General features: G+C 62.7%; 22 protein-coding genes, 1 tRNA gene and 1 riboswitch. Of the genes, 9 read left to right on the top strand and 14 right to left on the bottom strand.

Features of this window, described 5'->3' with window-relative positions; genetic code table 11:
• Positions 1-1,222: 1,222 nt before the first annotated feature.
• The 3 genes from ACP3TD_RS04600 to ACP3TD_RS04590 all read left to right on the top strand — a co-directional run bounded on the left by ACP3TD_RS04600 (position 1,223) and on the right by ACP3TD_RS04590 (position 4,482).
• On the top strand, positions 1,223-1,963 hold the full coding sequence (locus ACP3TD_RS04600) for a response regulator transcription factor (RefSeq protein WP_056076624.1): 741 nt from the start codon (positions 1,223-1,225) through the stop codon (positions 1,961-1,963).
• 6 nt (positions 1,964-1,969) lie between these two features.
• The gene (locus ACP3TD_RS04595; protein ID WP_426765763.1) at positions 1,970-3,463 is read left to right on the top strand and encodes a HAMP domain-containing sensor histidine kinase; all 1,494 of its coding nucleotides are present in this window, start codon (positions 1,970-1,972) and stop codon (positions 3,461-3,463) included.
• Positions 3,464-3,596: 133 nt separating this feature from the next.
• Positions 3,597-3,753, top strand: a riboswitch (cyclic di-AMP (ydaO/yuaA leader).
• 3 nt (positions 3,754-3,756) lie between these two features.
• A complete protein-coding gene (locus ACP3TD_RS04590) occupies positions 3,757-4,482 on the top strand; it encodes a hypothetical protein (protein ID WP_426765762.1) in 726 nt (241 codons plus the stop codon).
• A gap of 173 nt (positions 4,483-4,655) precedes the next feature.
• On the opposite strand, the gene ACP3TD_RS04585 is transcribed toward ACP3TD_RS04590, so the two are convergent.
• From ACP3TD_RS04585 to ACP3TD_RS04575, 3 genes are all read right to left on the bottom strand, one after another.
• Positions 4,656-5,024 carry a glyoxalase superfamily protein gene (locus ACP3TD_RS04585; RefSeq protein ID WP_377201835.1) on the bottom strand — a complete coding sequence of 123 codons (369 nt, stop codon included), beginning with the start codon at positions 5,022-5,024 and terminating at the stop codon, positions 4,656-4,658.
• A 58-nt stretch (positions 5,025-5,082) separates the two neighbouring features.
• Positions 5,083-5,718, bottom strand: coding sequence for a uracil phosphoribosyltransferase (gene upp, locus ACP3TD_RS04580; RefSeq protein ID WP_056076631.1), 636 nt, complete (start codon positions 5,716-5,718; stop codon positions 5,083-5,085).
• Positions 5,719-5,818: 100 nt separating this feature from the next.
• Positions 5,819-6,643, bottom strand: coding sequence for a phosphatase PAP2 family protein (locus ACP3TD_RS04575; protein ID WP_426765761.1), 825 nt, complete (start codon positions 6,641-6,643; stop codon positions 5,819-5,821).
• 58 nt (positions 6,644-6,701) lie between these two features.
• Between ACP3TD_RS04575 and ACP3TD_RS04570 the strand changes: the two genes are divergently transcribed.
• On the top strand, positions 6,702-7,208 hold the full coding sequence (locus ACP3TD_RS04570; RefSeq protein WP_426765760.1) for a nucleoside deaminase: 507 nt from the start codon (positions 6,702-6,704) through the stop codon (positions 7,206-7,208).
• A gap of 58 nt (positions 7,209-7,266) precedes the next feature.
• On the opposite strand, the gene ACP3TD_RS04565 is transcribed toward ACP3TD_RS04570, so the two are convergent.
• From ACP3TD_RS04565 to ACP3TD_RS04550, 4 genes are all read right to left on the bottom strand, one after another.
• Positions 7,267-8,349, bottom strand: a complete 1,083-nt coding sequence (locus tag ACP3TD_RS04565) for a glycosyltransferase family 4 protein (RefSeq protein ID WP_426765759.1) — start codon at positions 8,347-8,349, stop codon at positions 7,267-7,269.
• Between the two features lie 3 nt (positions 8,350-8,352).
• Entirely contained in the window at positions 8,353-8,748 is a 396-nt protein-coding gene (locus tag ACP3TD_RS04560) for a 6-pyruvoyl trahydropterin synthase family protein (RefSeq protein ID WP_426765758.1), read from the bottom strand.
• Positions 8,749-8,830: 82 nt separating this feature from the next.
• Positions 8,831-9,853 (bottom strand): zinc-dependent alcohol dehydrogenase, encoded by a 1,023-nt coding sequence (locus ACP3TD_RS04555; protein ID WP_426765757.1) that lies wholly within the window; start codon positions 9,851-9,853, stop codon positions 8,831-8,833.
• 192 nt (positions 9,854-10,045) lie between these two features.
• Positions 10,046-11,767: a DUF222 domain-containing protein gene (locus ACP3TD_RS04550; protein ID WP_426765756.1), complete on the bottom strand. Its 1,722-nt coding sequence runs from the start codon at positions 11,765-11,767 to the stop codon at positions 10,046-10,048.
• Positions 11,768-11,929: 162 nt separating this feature from the next.
• Here ACP3TD_RS04550 and ACP3TD_RS04545 point away from each other — a divergent pair.
• Together ACP3TD_RS04545 and ACP3TD_RS04540 are read left to right on the top strand one after the other, a co-directional pair.
• Positions 11,930-12,019, top strand: a tRNA-Ser gene (locus tag ACP3TD_RS04545).
• 1,126 nt (positions 12,020-13,145) lie between these two features.
• Positions 13,146-13,532, top strand: coding sequence for an STAS/SEC14 domain-containing protein (locus tag ACP3TD_RS04540; protein WP_426765755.1), 387 nt, complete (start codon positions 13,146-13,148; stop codon positions 13,530-13,532).
• A gap of 658 nt (positions 13,533-14,190) precedes the next feature.
• On the opposite strand, the gene ACP3TD_RS04535 is transcribed toward ACP3TD_RS04540, so the two are convergent.
• Genes ACP3TD_RS04535 through ACP3TD_RS04525 form a run of 3 tightly spaced genes read right to left on the bottom strand, consistent with a single transcriptional unit; the run spans position 14,191 to position 17,700 of the window.
• Complete coding sequence (locus ACP3TD_RS04535; RefSeq protein WP_426765754.1) at positions 14,191-15,405, bottom strand: ABC transporter permease; 1,215 nt, start codon at positions 15,403-15,405, stop codon at positions 14,191-14,193.
• Positions 15,392-16,054, bottom strand: a complete 663-nt coding sequence (locus ACP3TD_RS04530; protein ID WP_426765753.1) for an ABC transporter ATP-binding protein — start codon at positions 16,052-16,054, stop codon at positions 15,392-15,394. The genes ACP3TD_RS04535 and ACP3TD_RS04530 overlap by 14 nt, the downstream gene beginning before the upstream one ends.
• Positions 16,051-17,700: a hypothetical protein gene (locus ACP3TD_RS04525; RefSeq protein WP_426765752.1), complete on the bottom strand. Its 1,650-nt coding sequence runs from the start codon at positions 17,698-17,700 to the stop codon at positions 16,051-16,053. The genes ACP3TD_RS04530 and ACP3TD_RS04525 overlap by 4 nt, the downstream gene beginning before the upstream one ends.
• 255 nt (positions 17,701-17,955) lie before the next feature.
• Here ACP3TD_RS04525 and ACP3TD_RS04520 point away from each other — a divergent pair, with 255 nt between their 5' ends.
• Both ACP3TD_RS04520 and ACP3TD_RS04515 read left to right on the top strand, forming a co-directional pair.
• Positions 17,956-18,216, top strand: coding sequence for a hypothetical protein (locus tag ACP3TD_RS04520; RefSeq protein WP_426765751.1), 261 nt, complete (start codon positions 17,956-17,958; stop codon positions 18,214-18,216).
• 415 nt (positions 18,217-18,631) lie between these two features.
• Positions 18,632-19,543 carry a ScbA/BarX family gamma-butyrolactone biosynthesis protein gene (locus tag ACP3TD_RS04515; protein WP_426765750.1) on the top strand — a complete coding sequence of 304 codons (912 nt, stop codon included), beginning with the start codon at positions 18,632-18,634 and terminating at the stop codon, positions 19,541-19,543.
• 29 nt (positions 19,544-19,572) lie between these two features.
• Here the strand turns inward: ACP3TD_RS04515 and ACP3TD_RS04510 are convergent, their stop codons facing one another.
• On the bottom strand, positions 19,573-20,157 hold the full coding sequence (locus ACP3TD_RS04510) for a ScbR family autoregulator-binding transcription factor (protein WP_426765749.1): 585 nt from the start codon (positions 20,155-20,157) through the stop codon (positions 19,573-19,575).
• Between the two features lie 32 nt (positions 20,158-20,189).
• On the opposite strand from ACP3TD_RS04510, the gene ACP3TD_RS04505 reads away from it, so the two are divergent.
• Positions 20,190-21,092 carry an NAD-dependent epimerase/dehydratase family protein gene (locus ACP3TD_RS04505; RefSeq protein WP_426765748.1) on the top strand — a complete coding sequence of 301 codons (903 nt, stop codon included), beginning with the start codon at positions 20,190-20,192 and terminating at the stop codon, positions 21,090-21,092.
• Between the two features lie 380 nt (positions 21,093-21,472).
• On the opposite strand, the gene ACP3TD_RS04500 is transcribed toward ACP3TD_RS04505, so the two are convergent.
• The 3 genes from ACP3TD_RS04500 to manD all read right to left on the bottom strand — a co-directional run bounded on the left by ACP3TD_RS04500 (position 21,473) and on the right by manD (position 25,559).
• Complete coding sequence (locus tag ACP3TD_RS04500) at positions 21,473-21,877, bottom strand: hypothetical protein (protein ID WP_426765747.1); 405 nt, start codon at positions 21,875-21,877, stop codon at positions 21,473-21,475.
• Positions 21,878-22,039: 162 nt separating this feature from the next.
• A complete protein-coding gene (locus tag ACP3TD_RS04495; RefSeq protein WP_426765746.1) occupies positions 22,040-24,319 on the bottom strand; it encodes a gluconokinase, GntK/IdnK-type in 2,280 nt (759 codons plus the stop codon).
• 10 nt (positions 24,320-24,329) lie between these two features.
• Positions 24,330-25,559, bottom strand: a complete 1,230-nt coding sequence (gene manD, locus ACP3TD_RS04490) for a D-mannonate dehydratase ManD (RefSeq protein WP_056076642.1) — start codon at positions 25,557-25,559, stop codon at positions 24,330-24,332.
• Between the last annotated feature and the right edge of the window lie 11 nt (positions 25,560-25,570).

Below are 25,570 nucleotides of genomic sequence, written 5' to 3'. Positions count from 1 at the left end.
TCCCGCACTGCGAATGGGGAGGGGCGCCCGACGCTGGGCTGGGGGCGAATGCCTAAGAACTTCGAAGGGTGTAGAAGGTCAGGCGTGCATTCGACAACAGCGCATGTCGGCAGCAGCTGATGTGCTGGGCCAATATTCTGCGGCTGCAGGTGCTGTTGAGTTCTTGTTCACATTGGAAGTGTGCAGCGTAACAATGGCAACTTGCAAGTAACAATGGGCAGAATCGTCCGCATCGTGAGACGAATCGGCGAAATGTGCGACAGATCACGATTCTGGGAAGGTCAAATAATAACGTTCGTTATCCGAAAATGATCCTCCGAATCACCCTTTCCCCGAACTAACTTCGATGGATGCGCAATTTATCGAATCAGTCTGAATTTCAATCGCTTGACATAGAATCCACCCACCGGAGGGTCCTCACTGTCCAATTCCTTGCTGGCTGCTAGCGCTCTTTTCAGGTCCGGACTACCTGAACGAAGCCACCACCGCGGCGTCTCAAATGGCGCCGGCCGGTCAGGTGATGGTTGTCCCCGCACCCGGAGCTGCTGCCGTACCGGACGCCGTCGCAAGCAGTATGGTCTGGGCCGTGTAGCTGTCCGAGGACATGAGCGCGGTAACGCGGACGCTCCGCCGTTCATGCCGCCAGTGCCGTCCGGGGCAGTCATTCCGGACTGGCCACCGGGTGCGAACCGCCCGCCGGGCCCGCCTGCCCGATGGTCCCGCCCGCACCGCCACCATCCTTGGTAGCCGTCGTACTCCCCCCATCCAGCGGGCTGGCCGCTCCAGGGAACGGCCCAATCCCGGGACGGTTGGCTCTCCGTGATGCGGGGAGGTTCCCAACCGGAAGGTGCCTGCGGGCTGTCGGGATTGCCGGCAAAGACTTCCCACTGGCTTTGCGGGCGCCCCTGTCCCTCGGCAGCGGCGCCGGCCTGATGCGGCTGTCAGCCCTGGGCCGGTTCGTCCGGGACGGCACGGCTGTTCTGCTGGTCCATTGATTGCTCCTCGGGAACGGAACCTGGCGGTCGCCGCTGCTGCTGTTCCATCAGCGTCAGCCGCCTTCCTGGGCCCGGGCTGCGCGGCGGGCAGTGCTGACTGTGACATTCGGACTATGGCGCCGACCCTGCCATACCCGCTGCAACGCCCAGCTGGCTAGGCTGGGATTCACAGCTGGGGCACAGGAAGCCCAAAGCCCGCCTATATCGAAGGATCGGAGAGTTGTCCCATGGCCACCTCGCACTCCATGACCAACAACCTCCCCAAGCTCTCCCACCCGGACGGCTCCCCCATCCGCGCCCTGGTGGTGGACGACGAACCCAGCCTTTCCGAACTGATGAGCATGGGCCTGCGGATGGCGGGGTGGTCCGTGGCAGTGGCAGCGGACGGGCCCGAGGCAGTGAAGCTGGCCAAGGACTTCCGCCCCGACGTACTGGTGCTGGACGTGATGCTTCCAGGGTTCGACGGTGTAGAGCTGCTGGGCAGGATCCGCGCCTTCGCGCCGGAGGTGCCAGCACTCTTCCTGACCGCTAAAGACGCAGTCCAGGACCGCATCGTCGGCCTGGCCGCCGGCGGTGACGACTATGTCACCAAACCGTTCAGCATGGAGGAAGTCATCCTCCGCCTGCACCGGCTGGTCCAGCGCTCAGGCGTCGCAGCCATGGACACTGCCGAACTGGTGGTTGGCGACCTGGTGCTCAACGTCGACACCCGGGAAGTCACCCGCGCCGGGGATGACGTGCAGCTGACGGCCACCCAGTTTGAGCTGCTCCGCTACCTCATGGAAAACCCCAAGCGGGTCATCAGCAAGGCGCAGATCCTTGACCGGGTGTGGGACTACGACTTCGGCGGCCAGGCCAATATCGTCGAGCTTTATATCTCTTACCTGCGTAAGAAGATCGACGCCGTCCATCCGCCCATGATCCACACCGTCCGCGGGGCCGGTTACGTCATCAAGCCGGCGGAGTAGCTCGCCATGGCCTCTACAGAAGCTCCCTACACCCGGAGTTGGCTCAGGCCGGCAACCTGGCACCTGCGTACCCGCCTGATCGCCCTGGCCATGGCCCTGCTCATCGCCATCTGCGGTGCCGTTGGCATCGTGAGCTACGCATCGATGGACGCCTTCCTGACCCGGCAGCTTGACGACCAGCTCAGCCAGGCCGCCAACCTTGCCGACAACCCTGGCCGCCCGCCCTTTGGCGGCTTCAACGGACGGGACCCCCTGGACGCCCGGGGCCAAAGAATCGGCACCGTCAACGCGAGCATCCGCAGCGGCCAGGTGAGTTCAGGCGGCTTCCTCGCCTCGGACACCACCCGCCAGCCCCTGTCCACGGAGGACAAGGAAACGCTCCTTGCGCTCGATGCCAACTCCCGGCCCGTGGACCGTTCCATGTCCAGCGGTGATTATCGGCTGATCGCGGTCCAGACAAGCTCCGGTGACACCCTGGTCACGGGGCTCCCCCTGGCCGCCAAGGAAAGTACCCTCAGGTCCTTCGTGTGGACCTTCGTGTTCGTCTCGCTGGGCGGACTGCTGCTGGTCGGACTGGTGGGAACGGTGCTGATCCGCCGCACCATGAAACCCCTGGAACAGCTCTCGGAGGTTGCCACCCGGGTGTCTGAACTGCCCCTGGACGCCGGCGAGGTGGCGCTCGCCGTCCGCGTGCCGCCGTCGAACTCCAACCCGGGCACCGAAGTGGGAAGTGTGGGGCATGCATTGAACCTCATGCTGGACAACGTGGCCAGCGCCTTGGAAGCCCGGCAGAAGAGCGAAACGAAGGTGCGCCAGTTCGTGGCTGACGCCTCGCATGAGCTCCGTACCCCACTGACCGCCATCCGCGGCTACACCGAGCTGATGCGGATGACGGAGGACTTCACTCCCGACGGCCAGAAATCGCTGGCCCGGGTCCAGAGCCAGTCCGAGCGGATGACGGCACTGGTGGAGGACCTGCTGCTCCTGGCGCGGCTGGATGAGGGCCAGCCGCTCAAGCTGGCCGAGGTGGACCTGACGCAGCTGGTGGTGGAAAGCGTCAGCGACGAAAAGGTCATGGCCCCCAGCCACACCTGGCGGCTCGATCTTCCCGCGGAGCCGGTGCTGGTCAACGGGGACGGCGCGCAGCTGCGGCAGGTACTGATGAACCTGCTGTCCAACGCCCGGAAACACACCCCTGCCGGAACCACCGTGGTGGCCGGCGTCGGCACGGCTCCGGATGGCGCGGCCATCGTGACGGTCACGGACGACGGCGGAGGCATCCCGGCGGACTTCGTGGACCAGGTCTTTTCACGCTTCGCCCGCGCAGACGCGGCCCGCAAGGGCAGCGGCGACCAGGCCGGCGCGGCCGTTGCCGAGGGCACCAGCGGGCTGGGCCTGTCCATCGTCCAGTCCATCGTGGAAGCCCACGGCGGCCGGGTAACGGTCACATCACGGCCCGGGATGACGGAGTTCGCGCTGCGCCTGCCGACCGTAGCCTGAATTTGCCAAGGCGACGCGCCGTCGTCGTGACGTCTGTTACCTAAATGTGACTTAAGCGCCGCTCTCCTGTACCGTCGATATGGTGCGGTTCCCGTTCGGGCCGCATATCCGGATGACGCCAAGCTCTGCCACTTCCCGGATTTCGCTTGAACTAAGGCAGAGGCGGGGGACCCACGTCCCGGGCAACGCAGTACTGCCCTTGGGGTTAAGCCAGCACGTGTATTTGCCGTGCGGCCGGATGCCCTCATCCGAACCCGACAGCTAACTCCGCAGGTGTGAGAGGCGAATCAAATATGTCTAAATTCACGGTAAAACCGCGCCCAAAATCGGCTCCGAGCCACAGCGCGCAGCCTGAAACCCGCAAGAAGTCTTCCTTCGGCAAGCGCGCCGCGGTCCTCGCAGTGTCCGCAGCGATGCTGGTGGGCGTGGGCGCCGCAGGCCAGGCCACCGACGCCATGTCCCGTGTGGCTGCCGCCGGCTCCGAGTCCCCCGCGGCCGCCGATTCCCAGATGAGCATCGAGAAGAGTGAAATCCGCTCGAACCCGGCTGCGTCGGCGCCCGCCGAGCTCAAGGTGCAGCCTCAGGAGGCGGCACCGGCGCCCGCACCCGCGGCAGAACCTGCCCCGGCCGCAGCGCCCGCACCGGAACCGGCACCTGCTCCCGCACCGGAGCCTGCTCCCGCTCCCGAGCCTGCTCCCGTCGTTGCCGTCAACGATCCTGCGGGCGCACAGGCATACGCGTCCGGCCAGCTGGCCAGCTACGGGTGGGCACAGGACCAGATGCAGTGCCTGGTCACCCTGTGGACCAAGGAATCCGACTGGACCACCACCGCCACCAACGCCAGCAGCGGCGCCTACGGCATCGTCCAGTCCCTGCCCGCCGAGAAGATGGCGAGCGCCGGCCCCGACTACCTGACCAACTACCGCACCCAGATCAACTGGGGCCTGAACTACATCAAGGAGCGTTACCAGTCGCCGTGTGGCGCCCTGAACTTCCACTTGGGCAACAACTGGTACTAAAAGCCCTCACTGGCTGAGGCCCTTCCGACCGGCCGCCGCCGAACCTTCCCGGTTCAGCGGCGGCCGTCGTCGTCTCCACAGCCATGCGTGCGAGGCAGCAGTTCTTCCGTGCGTTAGGCAGCAGGCTTTGGGATGGCTTCCGGCCATCGAGCGGATTGGGCCGGGACGTGCCGTTACCGTCCCGGGATGTACTGGACGGCCCAGCGGTTGCCGTCGGGGTCTGCGAAGTACACGAAATGACCCCAGTCCTGGACGTCCACATCGCTGACATCCACGCCGTTGTTCTTCAGGTGGTCGTGGGCGGCCTGGATGTCGCTGACCACCAGCTGGAGGTTGGAGCCTGTACCCGGAGGAGCGTCCGTGAGGCCTTCACCGATACAGATGGAACATGCTGAACCGGGCGGGGTCAGCTGAACGAAGCGGATGGACTCCGATGGGCGTTCGTCGAAGTCGGCGTTGAAACCAACCTTGTTAACGTAGAAATCCTTGGCGCGGTCCACATCGGACACGGGGACAAACACGAGTTCAAGTTTCCAGTCCATTGCCACAGGCTACGGCCGGACCCCATATTGCGGAAGGCTTTCCGCCCGGTCAATGCGGTTAGCCGGCGATGCCGTACAGGCGATCACCCGCGTCCCCAAGGCCCGGAACGATGTAGGACTTTTCGTTCAGCTTCTCGTCAATCGATGCAAGGACGATGTGCACGTTTGCTTCGCCCAGTTCCTCCTCCAGCTTGGCCAGGCCCTCCGGAGCCGCCAGCAGGCAGATGCACGTGACATCCGATGCCCCGCGCTTGAACAGGAACTTGATGGCCTCGCGCAGGGTTCCGCCCGTGGCAAGCATGGGGTCCAGGACGAAGACCTGCCGGCCGGTAAGGTCCTCGGGCAGCCGCTCTGCGTAGGTGATGATGTCCAGGGTTTCCTCGTCGCGGGCCATGCCCAGGAAACCCACTTCTGCAGTAGGGACCAGCTTGGTCATACCCTCCAGCATGCCGAGGCCGGCGCGCAGGATGGGGACCACCAACGGCGTGGGCTTGGTGAAGGCCGTGCCCACAGTGGTGCTGACCGGCGTCTCGATAGTGACGGGTTCGGTGCGGACCTCGCGCGTGGCCTCGTACGCCAGCAGGGTCACCAGCTCTTCGGTCAGCTGCCGGAACACGGGCGAAGGGGTGTTCTTATCCCGGAGAACAGTGAGCTTATGGGCGACCAGCGGGTGGTCCACAACGAGAGTGCGCATTGCTCAAAACTATCATCCGGCGCTGTCCCTGCCGGAGTCCCTGGTTCCGGGCTACTGGTGCCTGACCCGCACGCCCGGGTGCGTCCCGCCGTCGGTGAACCTACCCTCGGAGGTGCGTCCCGCCGTCGTGGTCCGTTCCGCGGCCGTGCGTGCCGCCGTCGTGGTGCATGGCGTCCGCTACGACATCGCGCACCACAGGACGCTCAAACGTGGGCGCCGGCCCGGCATGTTGCTTCCGTCGGATCAGGTGGAACATCCGGTGGGCCAGGATGACGAACCCGACCCAGGCCAGGCCCAGCGTCCAGCCGGCGATGACATCTGTCAACCAGTGGTGGCCCAGGAAAACCCTGCTCAGGCCCATGGAAATAATGAAGACAGTACCCGCGGTGATGGCTGTGATGCGGACGCTGAGGACCTGGAACTGCAGGCAAATGATGTACACCAGCACGCCGATCACCACTGTGGTGTTGAGGGTGTGCCCACTGGGAAACGACGGCGAGTCTTCGTATGGCGGAACAGCTTCGGAGTGGTCCGGCCGGGTCCGGCCCACCAGCCGCTTACCAAAGGTGGTGGCCGCGGTGGAAACCGCAGCTGCACCGCCCACCAGGAGGAGCGGGCGCCACGACCTGCTGAGGAAGGTCAGCCACGCGGTGAGGAGCGTGGCGAGGATGGGCATGCCGATGCCGCCGCCAATGTTGGTGAATCCCGTGACGAAGGCATCAAGTCCGGGATTCCGCAGTGACTGGGCGTAGTCCAGGGCGGGGATATCAAGGCTCGCCAGGCCTTCGTCATCCACCACGTCCGAATACACTTCGGCGCCCAAGAGCGCCATGGCGACGATCAGGGTTCCGCCCACGGCCATGGTCAGCCACAAGGCGGCATACGGTTTGATCCAACGGTCCACGCGGTCCCGAACGGTACTCACGGCGCCTCCCCGGCATTCAGTACGCAGGCTTACTATCCCCCGAAACTATCATTGAGCCATGGTCTCCGCATCGAACAGTTACGACGAGTGGATGGGTCTCGCCCTGGCGGAGGCCCGCGCGGCGCTCGCTACCGGCGATGTTCCCATTGGCGCCGTGGTGCTGGGGCCCGACGGCGAGGTGCTGGGTTCGGGGCGGAACCAGCGGGAGGAGCTCGGGGACCCCACCGCCCATGCCGAGGTAGTGGCCATCCGTACGGCTGCTGAGCGGCTGCGGGAACTGGCACGGCTCGGCGGCGGCCCGGACGACGGGTGGCGGCTGTCCGACTGCACGCTGGTGGTCACATTGGAACCCTGCGCCATGTGCGCCGGGGCCATTGTCCTTGCCCGGATCCCCCGGGTGGTTTTCGGCGCCTGGGACGAGAAGGCTGGCGCTGCTGGGTCAGTGTTCGACATCCTCCGCGAGCGGCGGCTCAACCACTGGGTGGAGGTCTACCCCGGCATCCGGGAAGACGAGAGCTCCGTGCTGCTGCGGGACTTCTTTGCGGATCACCGGACACGGTTGTAGCCGCCACCACTTCGGCTGGTGACTGGAGCCTTCTTTGGCCTTGAAACCTGTTCGTTCTCTACCCGGCGCCGGTCAGCGCACGCACGACGTTCCCGGCCGTCTTCTCCCAGCCGGGCAGGAGGCCGCGCGCTTCCAGGGCCCGGCTGCGCCAGTCCTGCTGCAATGCGCGGTTCTCAAGCCACTGCCGAAGGGTCCAGCCGAGATCGGCTGCGTCGGCTTCGCCCCCGCGTGGCAGCGCAAGCGCCGCCCCCGGAAGGCGCGTGCCGCCGTCGGCATCCTTCAGTGAGGCAAGGTCCAGCGCTTCGACCGCACCGGTCCCCTGCCGGACCACTACAGGAACACCGCGGGCGAGCGACTCGGTGACCACCATGCCAAAGGCTTCTTCGCGCGAGACAAGAAGGCTCAGGTCTGCGCGGTTCCATTCCGCCTCAAGCGCATCCCCCGCCAACTCCCCCGTTAGCTGCACCCTTCCTGCCAGGCCGCAGCGGGCGATGGCTTCCTCCACCTGCCGGGCGTAGGCCGGGTCTGCTTGCTCCGATCCGACCAGCGACACCGTCCACTCCAAATTCTGGATCCCGGCGAGGGCTGCCACGGTGAGGAGTTGGTCCTTGTTGGGCAGCAGTGCCGCCACGGCGAGGAGGTGCGGAGGGCGCGAGCCTGTGGCGGGCGGAGCCGGATCGGCTCCCGGAAGGGCGACCCGGGCGTTGGGAAGGCCGCGCGCCTTGAGGATTCCGGCTGCGCTACTGCTGGTGCAGATAACACCCGACGCCGCACGAAGTGCCCTTGCTTCCTTCAGCAACGCTTCCGGGCCGGAAGTTTCCGGGACGGGCATATGCACCAGGACGAAGGTTTGCCGGCCCGCCTTGGCCGCGGATTCGAGCGCGTCCGGGGCGCCCACTGCGACTAGCCCGTCCACCAGCACCAAGGCTGGCTGCTGTTCCGGCTGCGGTTCCCACGCACCGAGGGTGCTGCCCAGCTGGCGTCGTTCCTTGGCAGAAGCGTGTGGCCAGTTCCCTTCGACCGGGAGTACCCGCACCTCCCAGCCCAGGCTCGTCATTCCCTCTGCCAGGCGGGCGTTGTAAACGTTGCCGCCGGAGCTGTGGCGAATGTTGGCGGGGACCAGCAGCCGCACAACGCGCATGGGTCAGGCTTTGAGGTCCAGCGAGAACGTTGCCCAGGCGTCCGGATTCTCGCGAAGAGTGACGTCGATCCCGTCAAGGTGGCGGCCGTCGTCGTCATCGCTGATCTTCGCCGCCACAGCCTGGGCAATGTACTGGGCGAGGGCCTCGGTGGTGCTGAGCTTGCCCTCGAAGTCGGGGTGTTCGTCCAGGTTCCTGTAATTCAACCCGTCGAGAACTTCCTCGATGACGGTTCCGGCGGCGCCGATATCAAGGACGATCGCGTTGTCATTCAGGGCACGACGGCGGAACGCCACCTCCGCGACGAACGTTGCGCCGTGCAGGCCCTGGGCAGGTCCGAACGCCTCACGCGGCAGGCTGTGGGCGATCATGAAGTGGCGGCGGACGGTCAGGCTGAACATGGATTACCTCTGGCTCTAATTAGTGGCTCGGTCTGGTGTGGTGAATCGGTGGGCCGGTGTTGTGTAGCCACGCGTCGGCTTTTCAGGCCGGGTCCTCAGCCTGGCGGGCGGCGTCCTGCGGGTACTCGATGACGTGGCAGAGGGCTTGGAGACTTCCATCGGATAGGCCCTGGACCACCTCGGGGAGGTCCTCGAAGGCTGACTGTCCGGTGAGGAAGGCGTCGAAGACGGGGTCGGTGAGCAGTGAGACGGCCAGGTCAAGGCGGTCAGCGTTGGTCCGGCGGTGCCGGCGGGAGCGGGCCACCATGCCCACTTGGCTTGCCCTGATGGAAAGCCTCCGGGCGTGGAAGTCCTCCCCCAGGGGCACGGTCACCTTGCGGTCCGCGTACCAGGACATCTCGATGACGTCACCGTCGTCGCCCACAAGCTGCAGGCTGCGTTCGAGGCCTTCCTGGGAGGCGGAGCAGTGGATCACGATGTCGCAGTCGTCCAGGGCGTCCTCGGGGCTCGTGAACTCGACGCCGATGGTGTCTGCCAGCTTCTTCCGTCCCGGATCCACGTCAACGAGTTGAAGACGCTGAAGAGGGAAGGTGCGCAGCAGCGTGGCCACCATCCCGCCCACCAGGCCGGCCCCGACGACGGCGACGCGGTCCCCCAGCTTCGGTTCGGCCTCCCACAGGGCATTGATGGCCGTTTCCACCGTTCCTGTGAGCACGGCACGCTGTGACGGAACGCCGTCCGGGATTCTTGTGAGGGCGGGCACCGGGACGACGTACCGGTCCTGGTGCGGGCTGAGGCAGAAAACGCGCTGTCCCTTCCACTCGTCCGGGCCTTCCTCCACGACGCCGACCGACAGGTAGCCGAACTTCACCGGCCCGGGAAAGTCGCCTTCCTGGTGCGGGGCGCGCATCCCATCAGCAACCCTGGGTGGCACCGCGCCGCGGTGGACCACCATCTCGGTGCCCCTGCTGATACCGGAGTACAGTGCGCGGACCACGGCCTCCCCCGGTTTTGGAGCCGGCAAGTCCTCGGACCGGAGTTCGCCCTGTTCTTTGGCTGTGGTCCAGTAGGCGGTGGCACGCTGCGGCGATTCTGAATTAGTCATCTTGCTGTCGAATCTATCGGGACGGGCGTTCGGGAGGAAGGTCCGACGGCGGGTGTCGCCATTTCAGCAAGTCCACGTCAGCGGGGTGGAAGCAACCTGGTGAATGCGACGTGGCTAGTTTCATTGGCTGGGTTCCTCGTAGGCACGGGAGCGTGAGCAGCAGTAGTTTCCTCGCACCTTCAGCCCTGCCGGTCAGGTGAGGGAGAGCTCGTGTAGCCAGTGTTCCTGTTGCGGATCAGCGGGCAGCTCGAGGGGTGCCGCGTAGAAGGCCTCCCAGAGCGGATCATCCGGAGAAAGATCGTCGGGGACGACACGGTCCTCGCAAGCGAATTCGGCGTCCAGTAATTCGTCATCAGGTGGGTCGGCCAGGAGGTAGTCGGGGCAGACCGCAATGCCGGCAAGGATCCGTTGTTCCAGGGAGCCAATCACCTGCTGCACTTCAGACAGTCCGGGTGGCCAGTGTGGTGGTTGGGGGTCGGGGTGTTGGGCTGGGTAGTGGCGGCCTGTGGGTGAGGTCCAGCCGGGTGGTTCGGTTTCGGTAGCCACAGTGGGGGTCCAGCCGCTGTGGTGTTTGAGGCGGTGATGTTTCGGGCAGAGCTGAGCCAGGTTACTGACTCCCGTAGTGCCGTGCTGTTGCCAGGCGGTGAGGTGGTCGGTGTCGTTGTCCATGCTGGGGTTGGTGCAGCCGGGGAAGGTGCAGTGTCCGTCGCGCATCCTGATCCAGCGTTTCATCGCCTCCGACAACCGGTAACTGGTCCGGCCAATCTCCAACGGTGCACCGTCTCGCGGATCGACGAGGACCCGGTAAAACGAGGTGGCCCCGTCAGCGACGAGTTTGCGGGCCATCGCTGCCGGGATGGGGCCGTACCCGTCCAGGTCTGCTGGTTCGTCGGTGCGTCCCAGCAGGGTGAACAGTGGGACGGTGACCAGGACGATGGCTTTCGGGGCGGGGATTGTGCTGAGGTCAACGGCGTAGGGGCCGGTGCCAGTCCTGGTGCCAGTGCTGGTGCCGGCCTCACCGGCCCAGGTAACCCCGTGGGTACCGGTTACGTCGCCGGGTTCTTGGCCATCGACGGATCGGCCTGTGGCAGCGGTTCCGGTGTGGGCGCCGAGCAGGAGCGCGGCCGCGACGTCCGGCCGCAGCTGGGTGAGGGTGCGGGTCTCTCCCGGCCCTTGGAGGCCGCGGGCGGTCGCTGTGGTCTTGTTCCAGATGGCACAGGCGGTGTCCCCGGGCAGGACCAGGGTAATCGAAGCCATCCCGTCGGCGGCGGGGCGGTACTCCATCCGCCGCTCCGCCACACACCTGACGTGCCGTTCCTGAACTGAAACGGGGTAGGTGCGTTCGCGCCAGGTCCTGACCTTCCTGCGGAACAGGTGCGCCACGAGGTCACCGGGCGCGGACCCCCGGGCCGGGTTGGGGGCGTCCGGGTCGAAGAAATGCGCCACCAACGCCTCAGCACCCTCGGGGGCGAGGCAGCCGGTTTCGTCGGCCACGATCACCGCGTGCCGCCACGACACCGAGCCCGCCGCCAGCGCGGCCGCGACCGGTGGCATCGCGCAGACTTTTCGGGACTGGCTGATGAATGCTGCCGCGGCGCCCGGGCTGAGCGTCAGGACTCCGGTGATCTCCGCCGTCGTGGACATCTCCACGAACGCCCGCTCCGAGTCTGTGGCGTCCGGCGGTGTCATCGCCTCCTGGAACTCGGCGAACTCCGCGGCGTCGCGGGCTTTACCCGCAGCGACTTGGGCTGCCAACTGCTTCCAGAACGTTAGCCGCTGCAGCCGAAGCTCAGACTTCCGCTCCAACACATCAACCGCTTCACAGGCCACGCCGTCAGGGTCAGCCCGGTCCAGGTCCGCGTCTTTCAGGAACAGCGCGTCAAGGCTGGCGACGGAGGCCCGAAGACTCTCCATCACTTCTGCCTCAACCGCCGTATCTGCCATATGCACATCATCGCGCGAGGGTCTGACATTCACAGTGAACCCGTTGGACCATCGAGTACGTCCCTCCTCCAAACGCGTGCCGAAGGCGTCGTTTTGGGGATGTGCCTCTCGCTCCGGTACCCTATTGAGGTTGGTGACGTGTCCGAGCGGCCGAAGGTGCAACACTCGAAATGTTGTTTGGTGTAAAAGCCAACGTGGGTTCAAATCCCACCGTCACCGCCAAGGAGGTTTTACGAATCCTCCAAGCCAGTGATTACGAATTCCCTCGGAGCGTCAGCTCCGGGGGAATTTGTCTTTGAGGAGCACGCCGGCAGGACCGTTTTAGGTTTTGGTCTTCGTTTGACGCGTGTAGCACTACCCGCCTGGGTGCGGGTGCGGCGCGCAGCAACCGTTTCTTTGCACGCTTATGACCTCGACGTCTTCGGACGCCGAGGTCATGTGGGCGGTGTTGTTAGCTGGCTTCCCGGTCGTCGATAGTCCGGGTCCGGCGTTGCCGTGTTTGTTTCGGCTCTGGACCGAAGTCCCATGCTTCCCCACCCCAGAGGTTCTGGGTGCGACGCCTGAAACTCCAGTCTCGAACGATCCGGAAGTTGAGGGAGGAAAGCGTCACCGCGAGCAGCAAAGCAGTGCGTGCGCGGGAAAAGACTTTGGTGTAGCCGCGGCGCCAGCTGAGTTTGTTCGTCCGAACGTCTGCATTGTATGACTCGACGGCGTTTCGGGACGCATATAGCTTGCACCAGGCCGTGGTTCCGAACAGGGGCCACTGGGATTCGCGTGCATACTCGTCCGGCGTGAGCGTTACGGTACCTGCGCATCCGCAGGGTTCGCCTGGGATGCAGTCCCAATCCTCCATTTTCGAGACTTGGGCCGTGCTCGCCAATGATGGGACCGTCGATCTAATCGAGATTCCGCCGCCAAAGATCCGTTTAAGCTGCTCGGACACCTCCATGAGTCACCAGCTGACCTAGTGCGATTGGGAGCGTGCACCATCCACCTGCTATCTGCCGCGCCTAGGGACTCTGAAGGAGCTGGAAACGTGCTCGACGTTGTCCTACCTCCGCTTGGCGAACTGTGCCTTGGAGTTGTCTCTCGCTTCTTCCCTTTTGCCAGGTTGCATTGACCGATGAGTTCGCGGAGGGGCCGGGGGCAGGGAATATCACAATCAAAGAGAAACAGCTCAACAAAGTCATCCCCGGGTGGCGGCACGGCAGGCAGCGGCGGGCGCCAACAGCTGAATGAGCAAAATTCCCTTGACCAGCGCAAACACCACGAAACTGTGTAAGAGCATCCAGTAATATGCTCATGTCGGTACGCGATCTGGAACCGCGAAGCCCAGTTGGGGGACTGTATGGAGAGCACCAAAGTCGAGTGCGACAAGCACACCGTGGTCCTGCGCGAGGACGGCGTCGTTCACCTGATCTGGAGTCCGCACGTCCGCATTGAGACCACTGACGCCCGAGCGGCCATGGCCGCCGTACTTGATCTCGCAGTCGGCAACGAATACCCCTTGCTGGTCGATATGACCCTGACAGCGTCACTGAGCCGTGAGGCCCAGTCAGTGTTTAATCAGCGCTGTGCCACGCGCATTGCACTGCTTGGCACCAGCCCGGTCGACCGTATCCTCGCCAACTGGGTACTCAGCGCGCAAGAACAGCCATGCCCGAAACGCTTCTTCAACTCTGCTGATGAGGCCACGAAGTGGCTGCTGCTGCCAGACGCTACTGTCGGTTCTTGACTCGGAGTATTCATTTCACTTTCATCTCCCGCTGCTGAGTTCCCGTCATGGATGAACTCACAACAGAGCCAGCCCCCGCCGGCGGTGACGACCTCGTCGCCGCACTGGATGTGATCGAGGTTTTGTGGGACCTGATGTGGTTGTTTCCGCGCTGCACGGTGTGAAGACAGTCCTGCTGCCCTACGCGCATTTCGCCGTCCTGATGCGCCCCGACAAGCGCCTCGCAGCCACCGCGTGATGATGGACGGGGAGAAACTGATCGACCTGACCCTGGCCGGCATCCCGTGGCGGTTGGATCCGCGCATCCCAGGCTCATCTTCTGGATTACCCGAGCCGGGCGTCATCGACGAGGCTCCCCCACCGGGGCAATTCCGTACAGAGGCCACTGGGACTCGCGTGCGTGACGGGCGGTTCTGCTGTGTGCCTGTTAGGCACAAACTGCTGCGTCCATACACTGAACAGTGGGCAGTGCTCTAAGGTCAGCGAACCAGTGTCAGCTTGGGCCGTTCGTCCATGAGCCCCAGCACTTGGCGAACCCCTTCAGGAGCCCACCTGAGCTCATTCGTAAGATCGGCCACCGAAAACCCAATTTTGTCCGCAACTTTCACGGCCTCAGTCAGCAGCACGGAGACTGCGGCATGTCTCCAGCAGTCTGCTCTCAGAGGTCTCTAAGGGAGGAATCAGCGTCCAGTCGGGCGAGCCGAGCGATATGACCCATTGCGCCCAAGCATAGAAATGCTGGCACGCATACAAGTGCACCCACGACAAGAAGCCAATTCGGCGCTGCCCAAGGGGTCACCGGCAAGAGTTCGAGTTGGAGGCTACTGAATACGGTCGTCCCGAAAATCGACAAAAGCGAACCCAATAGCGCTCCGCCAGCCCCAATCGCAAGTCCCACTAGACCCAGTTCAGTTATGTAGGCCCCGCCGATAGTCTTCCCAGACCACCCGACAGCTTTCAGTAGACCCACCTCCCGGGCTCGTTGCTTGATCCAGCTTCCACCCACTGAGATCCCAACGCCCAGGCAGAATATGACAAGGACGCCTCCGATGACCCAACTGGCAAGGGCAAGAAGTGCGAAGAGCCCGGTAAGTGACCTGATTTGCCCTGCCACACTGTTGACTGAGTAGCCCAATTCGCGGACCGCGTTTTGCACGCTGACAACTTCTTCAGCTGTATCAACGCGAACAAATGCCCGCGGATAAGTGAGTTCTTCCCCAGCCATCCGGGAAGCTGAGAGCGTGGACTTAAGAACGCTATCGGAGACATAGGCGGCCTGCGTCCCGTCGGTTCCCGGCGATGAGTTGTCGTAGATGCCAACTACCCGCAGTGCGATTGCGGCCGGCTCCCCGTTCCCGGGGCCGATAACTTTCGTGTAGACGAAGTTGATTTCCTTGCCGAGCAGTTGGGCGAATTTTTGTCCCTGCCCGGTGTCCGGGAGCAACACTTCGCCGTCCTTTGGACCGGTCTCGGGGACTTCGCCTTCAAGTACTTTTGGCGTTACGCCGCTAATGAAAGGTGTTGCGGTAAATGCTCCCGGGTTATTGCTGGTCGGCCAGGTGGCCGGATCTTGGAGTGCCAGGTCGAACTGGGCCCACCCTGAAGATCCTGCGACATGCGGGATCTCCTCGAACTGACTCAGTGACTCATCTGTGATGTCCTTCGCACTGCCGGGACCAACAGAGCTCACTTCGACATAGTTGAGAGCAGAGTTGGTAGTGATGTTGTTCGAGTATGAGGATATTCCTGCCCCTACCACGCTGTCCGCAAAGACGAAGGTGGCTATGCCGAGGACCATCAAAACAGCGAGCGGACGCAGTTTGGATAGGGTCAGCCGTACGGACTTTTTGATAAAAACTTCATGCTTGTTCAATTAGCACCTCGCTCATTGGGAGTTCACGATGAGCGACTTGCTCAAAAATCTGGTCATGCGACGCGACCAAAACACCGCAGCCGTTTGCAGCACTAGTTCGCAAAGCTTTGAGGACGAGTTCGGTGTTCGTTGGATCAAGCCCTGAAGTCGGTTCATCCGCGAGGAGCACGGAAGGCCTGTTGAAAACAGCACGGCAGAATGCAACGCGTTGTTGCTGGCCGCCGGACAGCTTCTTCGCCTTTCTATCAGCCACTGCCGTAAGTCCGAACCGGTCCAATTCCTGCAGGAGCTGGTCCCTCGAAGGTCGCCCGCGGGACGCCAAAAGAACATTTTCCAGCGCTGTGAGCTCGGGCAGCAGGTTGCTGCTTTGAAAGACCATTCCAATCCGGCTGGCCCTTGTCCGAGCGGCGACTTTCGGAGCTGCACGGGAAAAATCACGCCCGTCAACCCAGACACTCCCTGCATCTGGGGTGGACAGAAGCCCGGCAATGTTTAGGACTGTTGACTTTCCTGAGCCTGAGTCGCCGCGGAGCCAAACGATCTCTCCAGCGTCAACCCGCAGGCTGACTCCGGAGAGCACAGTGTGGCGGCCACGGTGGTCGTCTCTGAAAGACTTGCTGACGTTTTCCAGCTTGAGAACGGTGCTCACTTCGTTGCTCCTAGGTCGTAGGCGCCCGGCACGGCAATCAGGGCCGCTGAAAGGGACAGGCTGCACTGCGTGGCTTCGTCCGTTTGAAGCCGGTAGAGCGACGAGAACTCTTTGCAGCCTTTCAGCGCCTGAAGCTTTTGTGTTGCGCTGTCAAAGTCGTTTGAGTCCAGCCCTGAAAGGCTGGCGCTGGTCATCGCTGTCAGGGCTCTAAAGTAGTTCAGTCCGGTTCCCCTGTTGGCTATGAGCTCTGGGAGTTTGGACTGGACAGCGGGAAACATAGAACGTATTTCAGCGCTGTTTTTGAAGTACATCGAATTCGAAAGCGCGATCAGAGCCTTGGAAAGTGAGGATTCGTTGTCGGCCTGGGCGTCGAACGATTTGAGGCTGCTAAGCGGCGTACTTGGATCGGCTTGAACCAGTACGTCGATGAGTTCGACGTACTGGTTAAGGTTGTCGGCAGTCACGGTGGCGGGAATATTGGCTTGCGCTTGGCCAACGACGGCAGCGTAGTCATGCCAGGCTTCTGAGCCAGACCGTTTGAGTGCCACGAGGGCCTTCAGCCGGGTCAGGGTGTCAGTCTCGGCTGTTCGAAGGACGCGTTCCAACTCCTGCTTCGTCCGGTCATTAGCGATGTCCGGGAAACTCGTGTCGAGGAGGCGTGAAGCGAGGTAGGTTGCATGCACCGAGCCGTTTTCCAGAGCGGCTGCGCGTACGAGACCGTTCTCCTTGTCGATTCTCACAGCCACGCGGTTTCGAACCAGTTCATGCGCGTCTTCCTGAGCTCCGAGGAGTTGCAGAGACCGCAGCATCGAGTCGATCAGAGCGTCGTCGTTGACCAAGCCCTGATCTATGAGTTGCACAATGTGTGCTTTCGCGTCGTTCGGAACGACGAGGTCCTTTTTCAGCGTGGACTTCGTTTCGAGGGCTGCCTGGAAGTCCAACGTGGATTCGTAGTCGTGGGGCAGGCTTTTGATGTCAACCTGCCGGAGGGCGCGTTCCAAATCTGCCGGTTTTGCCCGTTGCAGAGCCGAGTAGGAGTCGTAAAGGCGCCATAGGAGGTACGGTTTGTCTGAAATGCTTGTAACACTGATGTCATCGAGCCGGGTCCCGACCGCGCCGGCTGCTGCGTTGCGATCCGTCCTGGACCAATCGTGCATCCTACTGACGTCAATCCAGAACCAGAGCGCGGATATTTCCGCTCCAACCTCTGTCTGCTTTGGCGGTACGGCGACCCGCGCCAGCTTCGCCTCAATCTCCGGTGCCATGTCTCCGCCGGATGCTGTGAGCAGTTTAAGAGCTGACCACAGTGTCAGCAGATCGGTTGTGTCCTGCTCCATAACTGTCGTGCCGACGGCTGTGACGGCTACTTGTGACGATGGAAGATATGACCCAAGGTTTTCCGAGAACAGGGCAGTCGTGTAGAGGTCGCCCCGTTCTTGGTCTCCTCCTTCCGGCATGCGGAACAAGCCGTTGGCCCCGCGGAGTTTCTCTACGTCTTCTTTGATAGTGGAGATCTCGTTGTTGGGCTGGTTTTGACCGGCACTGCAGCCAGCGAAAGCAAGCAGGGCCGCAGTCAGCAATGACAGGCGTCCAACGATTCGTGTGCGGTGATGGGGCCGTTGACTTCCACCCATACTGTTTTTCACTGCTGCAGTGCCGATCTCTAGTGCTAAACGCGGGCGGAAGCGGTGCGGAGGTTGCCGTAGTAGTACCCGGTGGCTGAAACGTCAGCACCCAGGTAGAAGGATCCCCATCCCATGCAAACAGTTCCACTGAGGTAGGAGCCGGTAGCTCCGTTGCTGTTTGTCCACTGCAGAGTGTTCGGGTTGCTGGTTCCCGACTGCGAGATATTAACTCCCTTGATGCTGATGGACCCGACTCCGTACTGGTAGAACGAAGTGGTGTTCCTGATCCAGTTCGGCGACACATTCATGACGGCTGAAGAGGAAAAGCTTCCACAGCCTCCTTCTGCCACCGATTGGATCCACATGTTCGCCGTGATTGGCTGCCCGTTGTCGAAATACGCCGTTCCGGAGCCGCTCGTGGCCTGCGCCCCTGAAGCTGCTCCGAGCGCCAGCAATGACGTCAGCGCAATTGCCGCGGCACCCTTCCGCACTTTCGTAACCATGTTCATGTTGATCCCCCAATTTTCTTGTTTCTGAGTTACGTAGCTGCAGGATTCGAAGTGCCAGAGCTGCTATGCCTGTTCCGCGCCAGACATGGTCGCCCTGATCCGGCGATCACTTCGATGAATTACTCACCCGACCGGGCCAGATACTGCACTCGGGGCCTATCCGATTGCCTCTTGTCAGTACCAGTCGCTCGCCTGTGCGCATCGACCCCAATCTCGTTCGGGAACGCACAGAGCTCAGGTAATTCCCCTCATTGCGCGCAAGTTCATCGCGAAGGAACAGGCGCTGCCGGGTCGCAAGGGCTCGGATACCCTGCTGCTCGGCTCTTCGAGGTTACGTCGGTAAGCCTCAGCAAAACAAGCTGGATGACCGGTTTTATTTTCTGTCGATTAGAAGTGGGTTCTAGTAGGCTCGACTCCGCTTGTCAGGACACGGGGAGATCCAGATGTGGAGTAGTCAGTTATCGGGGTTCAGTGCGACGGTTCCGCGGGAACTTGTTCATCGTCGTTCAGTGAGCGAGGTGTTTCTCACGGGATTCGAAAGTGTTGGGCCGGATGCTTTTCAGGTCAGCGTCCAATGGCCGCGGTGGCATGTGTTCTATCGCGTGGCTGATGGGACCGTAGACTCGGCGCTGCTCGTGGAGACGATGCGCCAGGCGACGATACTGGCGGCTCACGCAGGATATGGCGTTCCTCTCGAACATCGGTTCTTGATGCCAACCCTGTCCTTCGATGTGCCCGTCGGCCAGCAGCACCACGACTTATCGGTTTGCCCGGAGCTTATACTCCAACTCGGTGTGAACAGGATCAGCCCTTCCGGGAGTCGCGCGAATGCGTTCGAAGCGCGGGGCGACTTAGTCTTGTCCGGTCAAACTCTGGCTAAGGCGACGGCGGGCGCGCGCACACTTGATCCGGCGACTTATGGACGGGTTCGGGGACCTGTCAGTCAGGCTATGCCGAGACCACGTGCAGCAGTCAGCGGTTCTGCTGTTGGAGTCGTAAACAACCGGAACGTGGTGCTCGGGGAATCCCGTTCGCCCGGTTCTTGGCCCATCCTCATTGACCAGACTCATCCGATCCTGTTTGATCACCCCCTGGATCATGTCCCGGGGGTTCTTCTCATTGAAGCTGCCCGCCAGGCTACTCGCATAGCGTCAGGATCGGCGGACTCTGATATCACGAGCTTCTCCGGCCGATTCGACAAGATCGTTGAGTTCGGCGACGATCCTCACGTGCAGGTGCGCCTACTTACCCGAGGTGCCGGTGCCATCGTCACCGCTTTACTATCGATCGAGGCCGCTGGAGATCGCAAAGCAGAATTCGAACTCGCAATGGCCCCAGGTCCACGCCGCCGGTGAGGTTCTTGGCGCGATATGGCCTTCCTCGTTCATCGTCGGATGCCCTCTTCGAGGAACTCCCACATGATGTCGATCTCATCCAAAAGCGTTTTGCGCCCGGAGAGAACTTCGGACACCAACTGGACACCTGTAAAGGAAGCGACGATATGCCGGGCAAGGGCAGCCGCATCAATGGATTCCCGGATACTTCCCTCAGTTTGTGCTGCGCGAACAAGCGACTCCATCGTTGTGAGCCAGTCGACATAGGGCTCCTTCACGGCGTAGCCGAAGGAGGACGCCTCGAAGGTCAGTCTTATCCCGGCTCGAATGATGGGTTCGCCCTGGAGTTGCTCACCGAAGCTTCGACATAGGAGCTTCATCGACGTCAACGCAGGGTGCTGCGCCTCAAGGATCGTAACGCTACGATTCAGGGACATGTCATGCTGCGCCTGAATGACAGCCTTAGCAAGCTCTTCCTTCGATTTGAAGTGGAAGTACAGGGATCCCTTAGTAACCCCCGCACGTTCAGCAACATCGGCTAAAGAAGCGCTTGCGTACCCCTGGGTCTCGAAGATGGATGCTGCACCTTCGATGATCGCGCCGCGGGTCGCCTTCGCTCTGTCCTGTAACGCCAATCCTTATCCACCTTCCAATTGAGGAGGCATACGTGCCCACCCCACATCAAGTATCCCCTCTCACAACTGCACATAAAGTTGTTCTACTGATAGGCACGAACGGTTTCATCGGAAACCATGTCCTGCAAGCTCTCCAAGAACACACAGGACTGCTCGTGAGGACCATGGTTCGCAATCAGATCTCCGATTTGCCAGCTGAGCGGCAGTCCATAGGAGATCTGGGCGACACAGAATCGATTCATAGGGCCCTCGACGGAGTAGACATCGTCATTAACGCCGCATCGTATGTCGGTTCTGACCGGGCCAGGGCACGAATGACGAACGCCACTGGCGTGCAGAACCTTGTCAACGTTTGGAGCTCAGCCAAGGCTAGTCACCTGATCCATGTCAGTACCACCGCAGTCTATGGATCCGGTCCCCATCGGGGAGCATCCCCCGCCGACCTCAGCTATGCGCCCGAGTCCTTCGCCAGTGGTACACGCGCCGTCGGAGACGCTTCTGTTCTAGCGGCCGGCGGCACGGTGCTCCGACCAAGCTTGGTATACGGCGTCGGAGACAGGTGGGTCGTTCCCGGCTTGGCCCGGATGTTCACTGCTCTGGGTGCAAACATCGACGAAGGCGGTGCGCTGCTGTCAGCCATTGACGCCTCACAATTAGGACGCCTTGTCGCGGCACTCGTTTCGTCCGACCCCCCACAGGGGGCATTTCATGCATCAGCTCCAAAACCAATCACCCTGAACGAGCTACTTCAACTGGTACGTGCCGCCGGACACCCGCTGCAGACAGAACGCAGCGTGAGCCTGGATGTCGCACTGGAACGGCTGGTGCCGCTCAAGTTCACGGAACATCAGATCAGAATGATTGGACAAGACCACTGGTATGACTCAGCAGAAGTTTGGGGGCTACCGGACGCGCAGACGATAACGGCAGTGTGAAAAGCCGCCAGGTTTAAGCGCGTGGTCCCTTCAGACGCATCAGGCCTTCCCACCACGGTGTGCCAATTCTTGCAGTTAGCCTGTGCCGATTGGCCAGACGATAAGGTAAGTTTCCTTGTGCCGTGCGGGATGTGGAGGATTCGTAATACCCCCGCCAACGAAAACCCCCGGGAAACCGGGGGTTTTCTGCATTCCTAGACATTTCAGGGTCCATTGTGGTGCATATTTCGAAGAATCAGTCCCACATCGAGGTGCTTTGACGCCCGCCACAAACAGGGCCGCTGGTTCCGGGCTGGCGTCCCCGCGCCTCGTCCAGGGCAACCCTCTGTTGCGCGGCAAGAAAGAAAATCGGGCGTTTGTCTTAACCATCGGTGAGCCAGCTAGCTGACGGCACCACCGGCAACGAGGATCGCTTCTGCCATGGTCCACTGAGCGAGGATGCAGACACCGGCAGCGAATACAGCGATGACATAGACCCGGACGCGTCCGGCCTTGGTCCTGGGCTCTTTCTCGGGACGCCTCACGGCCCTCCAGAAACCAAGAATCGGCACAAGGACCGGCAGCATGGCAATTTGCATGGGAATACCGGTACCAGCCCGGTTATACCTACCGTCGTACGGCATCCGAGTATCCCAGGGAACATTCGCGAAGACATAAAATGCCATTCCAACACACGCCAAACATGCACCCGCAAAAATGAAACTCAAAATTCTGGCGTCTTTCCAACTGTAGCGAAGCTGCTCCGCGCTGAAGCCCTTCCCGTCAAAGCCATCGTCAGGTCCCATAACTGTCGCTCCCCCCACCGACTCCCCCAGTCCCTCGATAAAAAGGATCTTCCCGCACAAGTTTTACACAGCTATTGCCGGCATCTACCTAGGCTGCCCTACGCACAAAAGCGCCGGACGCAGGGGATCTCCCCGCGCCCGGCGCCCTGAGCCCGGCGGCTGTTACAGCCGGGTGTCGAAGGAATCGCAGAACACGTTCCCGTTAAACGTGCCTTGGAATTCGGATTTGCCCTGAATCTTCGCCACGGCAGCCCTGATGGCCTCACGCGAGCCGGCGTGCGCGTGGATGGCGGTCTTCACCATCGGCACGTCAATCAGGTGGTTCGGCTGGTTCAGCGAGACAAACACAGTGGGGACCTCCGTGGCGTACCACGGTATTTCTGCGGCCATCGGGGATGACCACTTGATCCGGATGGCCGCTTCCTGCGCGAAGCCCTTGACGTTGGCGAACACAAATGCGGCGTCGTACCGGTCCGCGTAATCGGCGGTGGCCTCTTCAGCCAGGACGGACATGAAGTTCACACCGGCCTCCCCCGCGGCCTCGCGCTGCTCGGCGGTCCGGAACAGGTCCACCTCGAAGCCCGCCGCAACAAGCTCTTCCTTCACCGTTTCCAGGTACGCCAGCGGATCGGCACGCGTGAAGTCCGCCCCGCCGGAGATGCCGTAGAGCCGGATCCGCGGATGCGTTTCGGGCGTGATGGGCAGGTTCCCGGCGGTGTCCTTGACCAGCGTGACGGTCTTGTCGGCTACCTCGGCCGCGATAGCACGGTGCGCATCAGAACCTATGACCGACAGTGCCGAGGCCGGCGGGACCAGCTCCTCCAAGGACTTGCGGTGCAGCCCCAGCGAGGCCTTCAGCCCAAGGATCCGCCGCAGCGCGTCCTGCAGCCGCTGCTCCGTGATCACACCGGACTTGTAGCCGTCCAGCATGAACTGGAAGTCCTCCGCCGGGTTCCGGAAGAACAGGAACATGTCGCAGCCGGCCGCGATGGTTGCCGGCACCAGGTCCTTGCGCTTCTGCGCCTGGGTGAGGCCCACCATCAGCGAGGCATCGGTGAGGACAAGCCCGTTGAAGCCGAGTTCGCCGCGCAACAGGTCCTGCAGCAGTTCCGGCGCCAGCGTGGCCGGCAGGATGTCGGCGTCGGACAGCCCCGGACGGAAGTGCCGCGACACCTCCGGCGCTCCAATGTGGCCCACCATGATGGACTGCACACCGTGCCCGATCATCTCGCGGTACACGTGCCCGTATGTCCGGTCCCATTCCTCGTAGGAGAACGTGTTGTAGGACGTGACCACGTGCTGGTCGCGCTCGTCCACGCCGTCGCCCGGGAAGTGCTTCATGGCGCAGACTGTGGGAGATTCGCTGATCCCGTCGAAGTACTCCTTCGCCCGCTCCACCACGATCTCCGGGGTGTTGCCGAACGAGCGCGTGGAGATTACCGTGTTCCGCCAGTTGTAGTGGATGTCCACGATCGGCGCGAACGCCCAGTTGCAGCCCAGGGCGGCAGTTTCGACGCCGGCCACCTGGCCCATCTGCCGCGCGATGTTCCTGTCCGGGTGGGAGCCGGCCTGCAGGTGCGTGGAAACAAACGTGCCGTCGTCGCAACTTCCTGCCCCACCCATTTCCGGGTTGGAGGCGACCAGCAGCGGCACGCGGGACTTCGACTGCGCGTACCGGATGTGCTCCTGCACCGCGGCGGACGGCCCCGGACGGTACCGCATGCCGCCCACGTGGTAGTTCTCCAGCACGCCGTCGAGGTACTCGGGCGCGTATCCGTTGTTGTGGTTGATGAACAGCTGCCCGATCTTTTCCTCGAGCGTCATCGAGCTGATGGTTTCTTCCACCCAAGCCACCGCGTCGCCGTCGAGATTGAACGGCGCGGCCGCCAGGTCGACGTCGAACTGCCGCGGCCGGGTGCCTGAAGCACCGGAGGCAGGACGTACGACGGCGGCAATGTTGGCGAGTGCCGACGCCACCACTTCGTCCACTGGCGCGGAGATGTCGACGACGAAGCCCGCTTCGTCCGCTTCGAGCGGTTCCAGCGTGGCGAGCTGGGAGTCCAGCAACGTAGTGGGCATGAAATGCCCGGAACGGCCTTCGAGCCGGCGGGCGAGGACATCCTTGCTGCCGTGCAGGTGCAGGAACACCGTGTCCGGCGCCTGCTCGCGGATGGCGTCGCGGTAGCTGCGGCGCAGTGCGGAGCAGGCCAGGACCAGGCCCCCGTCGCCGGCCTTGGCCAGCTCCGAACCAACCGTGGCCAGCCAGGGCCAGCGGTCGTCGTCGGTGAGCGGGGTTCCCGCGGCCATCTTGGCAACGTTCTCCACAGGGTGCAGCGAGTCGCCATCGAGGAACGGGACGCCCAGCTCACGGGCCACGAGGTCGCCGATGGTGGTCTTTCCGCAACCGGAAACACCCATGACAATGATGCGGTGCTTAGTCATAGCTGCTGCCTCACCAGTCATGCACGGTGCCGTCAACCAGGCGGTTGTACGGCAGGTAGGCCTGCTGGTAGGGGAACGCCGCGGCGGCTTCCTCGTTGAACTCGACGCCGATGCCCGGCTCGTCGCCCGGGTGCAGGTAGCCGTCCTTGAAGGTCATGGACTGGTGGAAGACCTCGTTGGTCTTGTCCGAGTGCTGCATGTACTCCTGGATGCCGTAGTTGTGGATGGCCAGGCCCACGTGCAGCTGGGCGGCGAAGCCCACCGGGGAAATATCGGTGGGGCCGTGGAAGCCGGACTTGATCTGGTACTGGGCGGCGAAGTCCATGACCTTCTTCAGCGGAGAGATACCGCCGAAGTGGGTGGAGGCCGCCCGGACGTAGTCGATCAGCTGTTCCTTGATGATGGTCTGGTAGTCGTACACGGTGTTGAAGATTTCGCCGATGGCCAGCGGCGTGGTGGTGTGCTGGCGGACCAGTCGCAGGGCCTCCTGGTTCTCGGCCGGTGTGCAGTCCTCGAGCCAGAACAGATCGTACGGTTCCAGGGCCTTACCGAGCTTCGCTGCCTGGATGGGCGTCATCCTGTGGTGGCCGTCGTGCAGCAGCGGGATTTCCGGGCCGAACTCGTTCCGCACGGCCTCGAACACGCTGGGCAGGTGACGCAGGTACGCGCGGGTGTCCCAGTCCTCCTCCACGGGGAACGCGCCGCGGCCGGCGGGCTCGTAGTCGTAGCGTTCGCCGGAGGCCTGCGCCTGGGCAGCCACGCCGTACACGGCTTTGATGCCGGGGACGGCGGTCTGGATCCGGATGGACTTGTAACCCAGCTCCAGGTGCTCCCGAACGGAATCGAACAGCGACGGGATGTCCGCGCCCGAGGCGTGGCCGTAGGCACGCAGGCCGTTCCTGGACGCACCACCCAGGAGCTGGTAGACCGGCATGCCGGCCACCTTGCCCTTGATGTCCCACAGCGCCATGTCGACGGCGGCGATGGCCGCCATGGTCACGGGGCCCCGGCGCCAGTAGGAGGACCGGTACAGGAACTGCCAGGTGTCCTCGATCCGGTGCGGGTCCTTGCCGATCAGCAGCTGGGCGACGTGCTCCTTCAGGTAAGCGGCGACGGCGAGTTCACGGCCGTTCAGGGTGGCGTCTCCAATGCCGGTCACACCGTCCTCGGTGGTGATGCGGAGGGTCACGAAGTTACGCGACGGGCTGGTGACGAACACTTCGGCGGCAATGATTTTCACAGCTGGTCCTT

It is taken from the genome of Pseudarthrobacter sp. 1G09 (genome assembly GCF_050038305.1).
Lineage (GTDB): Bacteria > Actinomycetota > Actinomycetes > Actinomycetales > Micrococcaceae > Arthrobacter > Arthrobacter equi.
Note: the sequence above shows the minus strand (reverse complement) of the source record. Positions and strands in the feature narration are given on the sequence as shown.

Coding starts and splice junctions, on each gene's coding strand:
- ACP3TD_RS04600 (WP_056076624.1), top strand. CDS start 1,223: ATGGCCACCTCGCACTCCATGACCAACAACCTCCCCAAGCTCTCCCAC.
- ACP3TD_RS04595 (WP_426765763.1), top strand. CDS start 1,970: ATGGCCTCTACAGAAGCTCCCTACACCCGGAGTTGGCTCAGGCCGGCA.
- ACP3TD_RS04590 (WP_426765762.1), top strand. CDS start 3,757: ATGTCTAAATTCACGGTAAAACCGCGCCCAAAATCGGCTCCGAGCCAC.
- ACP3TD_RS04585 (WP_377201835.1), bottom strand. CDS start 5,024: ATGGACTGGAAACTTGAACTCGTGTTTGTCCCCGTGTCCGATGTGGAC.
- upp (WP_056076631.1), bottom strand. CDS start 5,718: ATGCGCACTCTCGTTGTGGACCACCCGCTGGTCGCCCATAAGCTCACT.
- ACP3TD_RS04570 (WP_426765760.1), top strand. CDS start 6,702: ATGGTCTCCGCATCGAACAGTTACGACGAGTGGATGGGTCTCGCCCTG.
- ACP3TD_RS04565 (WP_426765759.1), bottom strand. CDS start 8,349: ATGCGCGTTGTGCGGCTGCTGGTCCCCGCCAACATTCGCCACAGCTCC.
- ACP3TD_RS04560 (WP_426765758.1), bottom strand. CDS start 8,748: ATGTTCAGCCTGACCGTCCGCCGCCACTTCATGATCGCCCACAGCCTG.
- ACP3TD_RS04555 (WP_426765757.1), bottom strand. CDS start 9,853: ATGACTAATTCAGAATCGCCGCAGCGTGCCACCGCCTACTGGACCACA.
- ACP3TD_RS04550 (WP_426765756.1), bottom strand. CDS start 11,767: ATGGAGAGTCTTCGGGCCTCCGTCGCCAGCCTTGACGCGCTGTTCCTG.
- ACP3TD_RS04540 (WP_426765755.1), top strand. CDS start 13,146: ATGGAGAGCACCAAAGTCGAGTGCGACAAGCACACCGTGGTCCTGCGC.
- ACP3TD_RS04515 (WP_426765750.1), top strand. CDS start 18,632: ATGTGGAGTAGTCAGTTATCGGGGTTCAGTGCGACGGTTCCGCGGGAA.
- ACP3TD_RS04500 (WP_426765747.1), bottom strand. CDS start 21,877: ATGGGACCTGACGATGGCTTTGACGGGAAGGGCTTCAGCGCGGAGCAG.
- ACP3TD_RS04495 (WP_426765746.1), bottom strand. CDS start 24,319: ATGACTAAGCACCGCATCATTGTCATGGGTGTTTCCGGTTGCGGAAAG.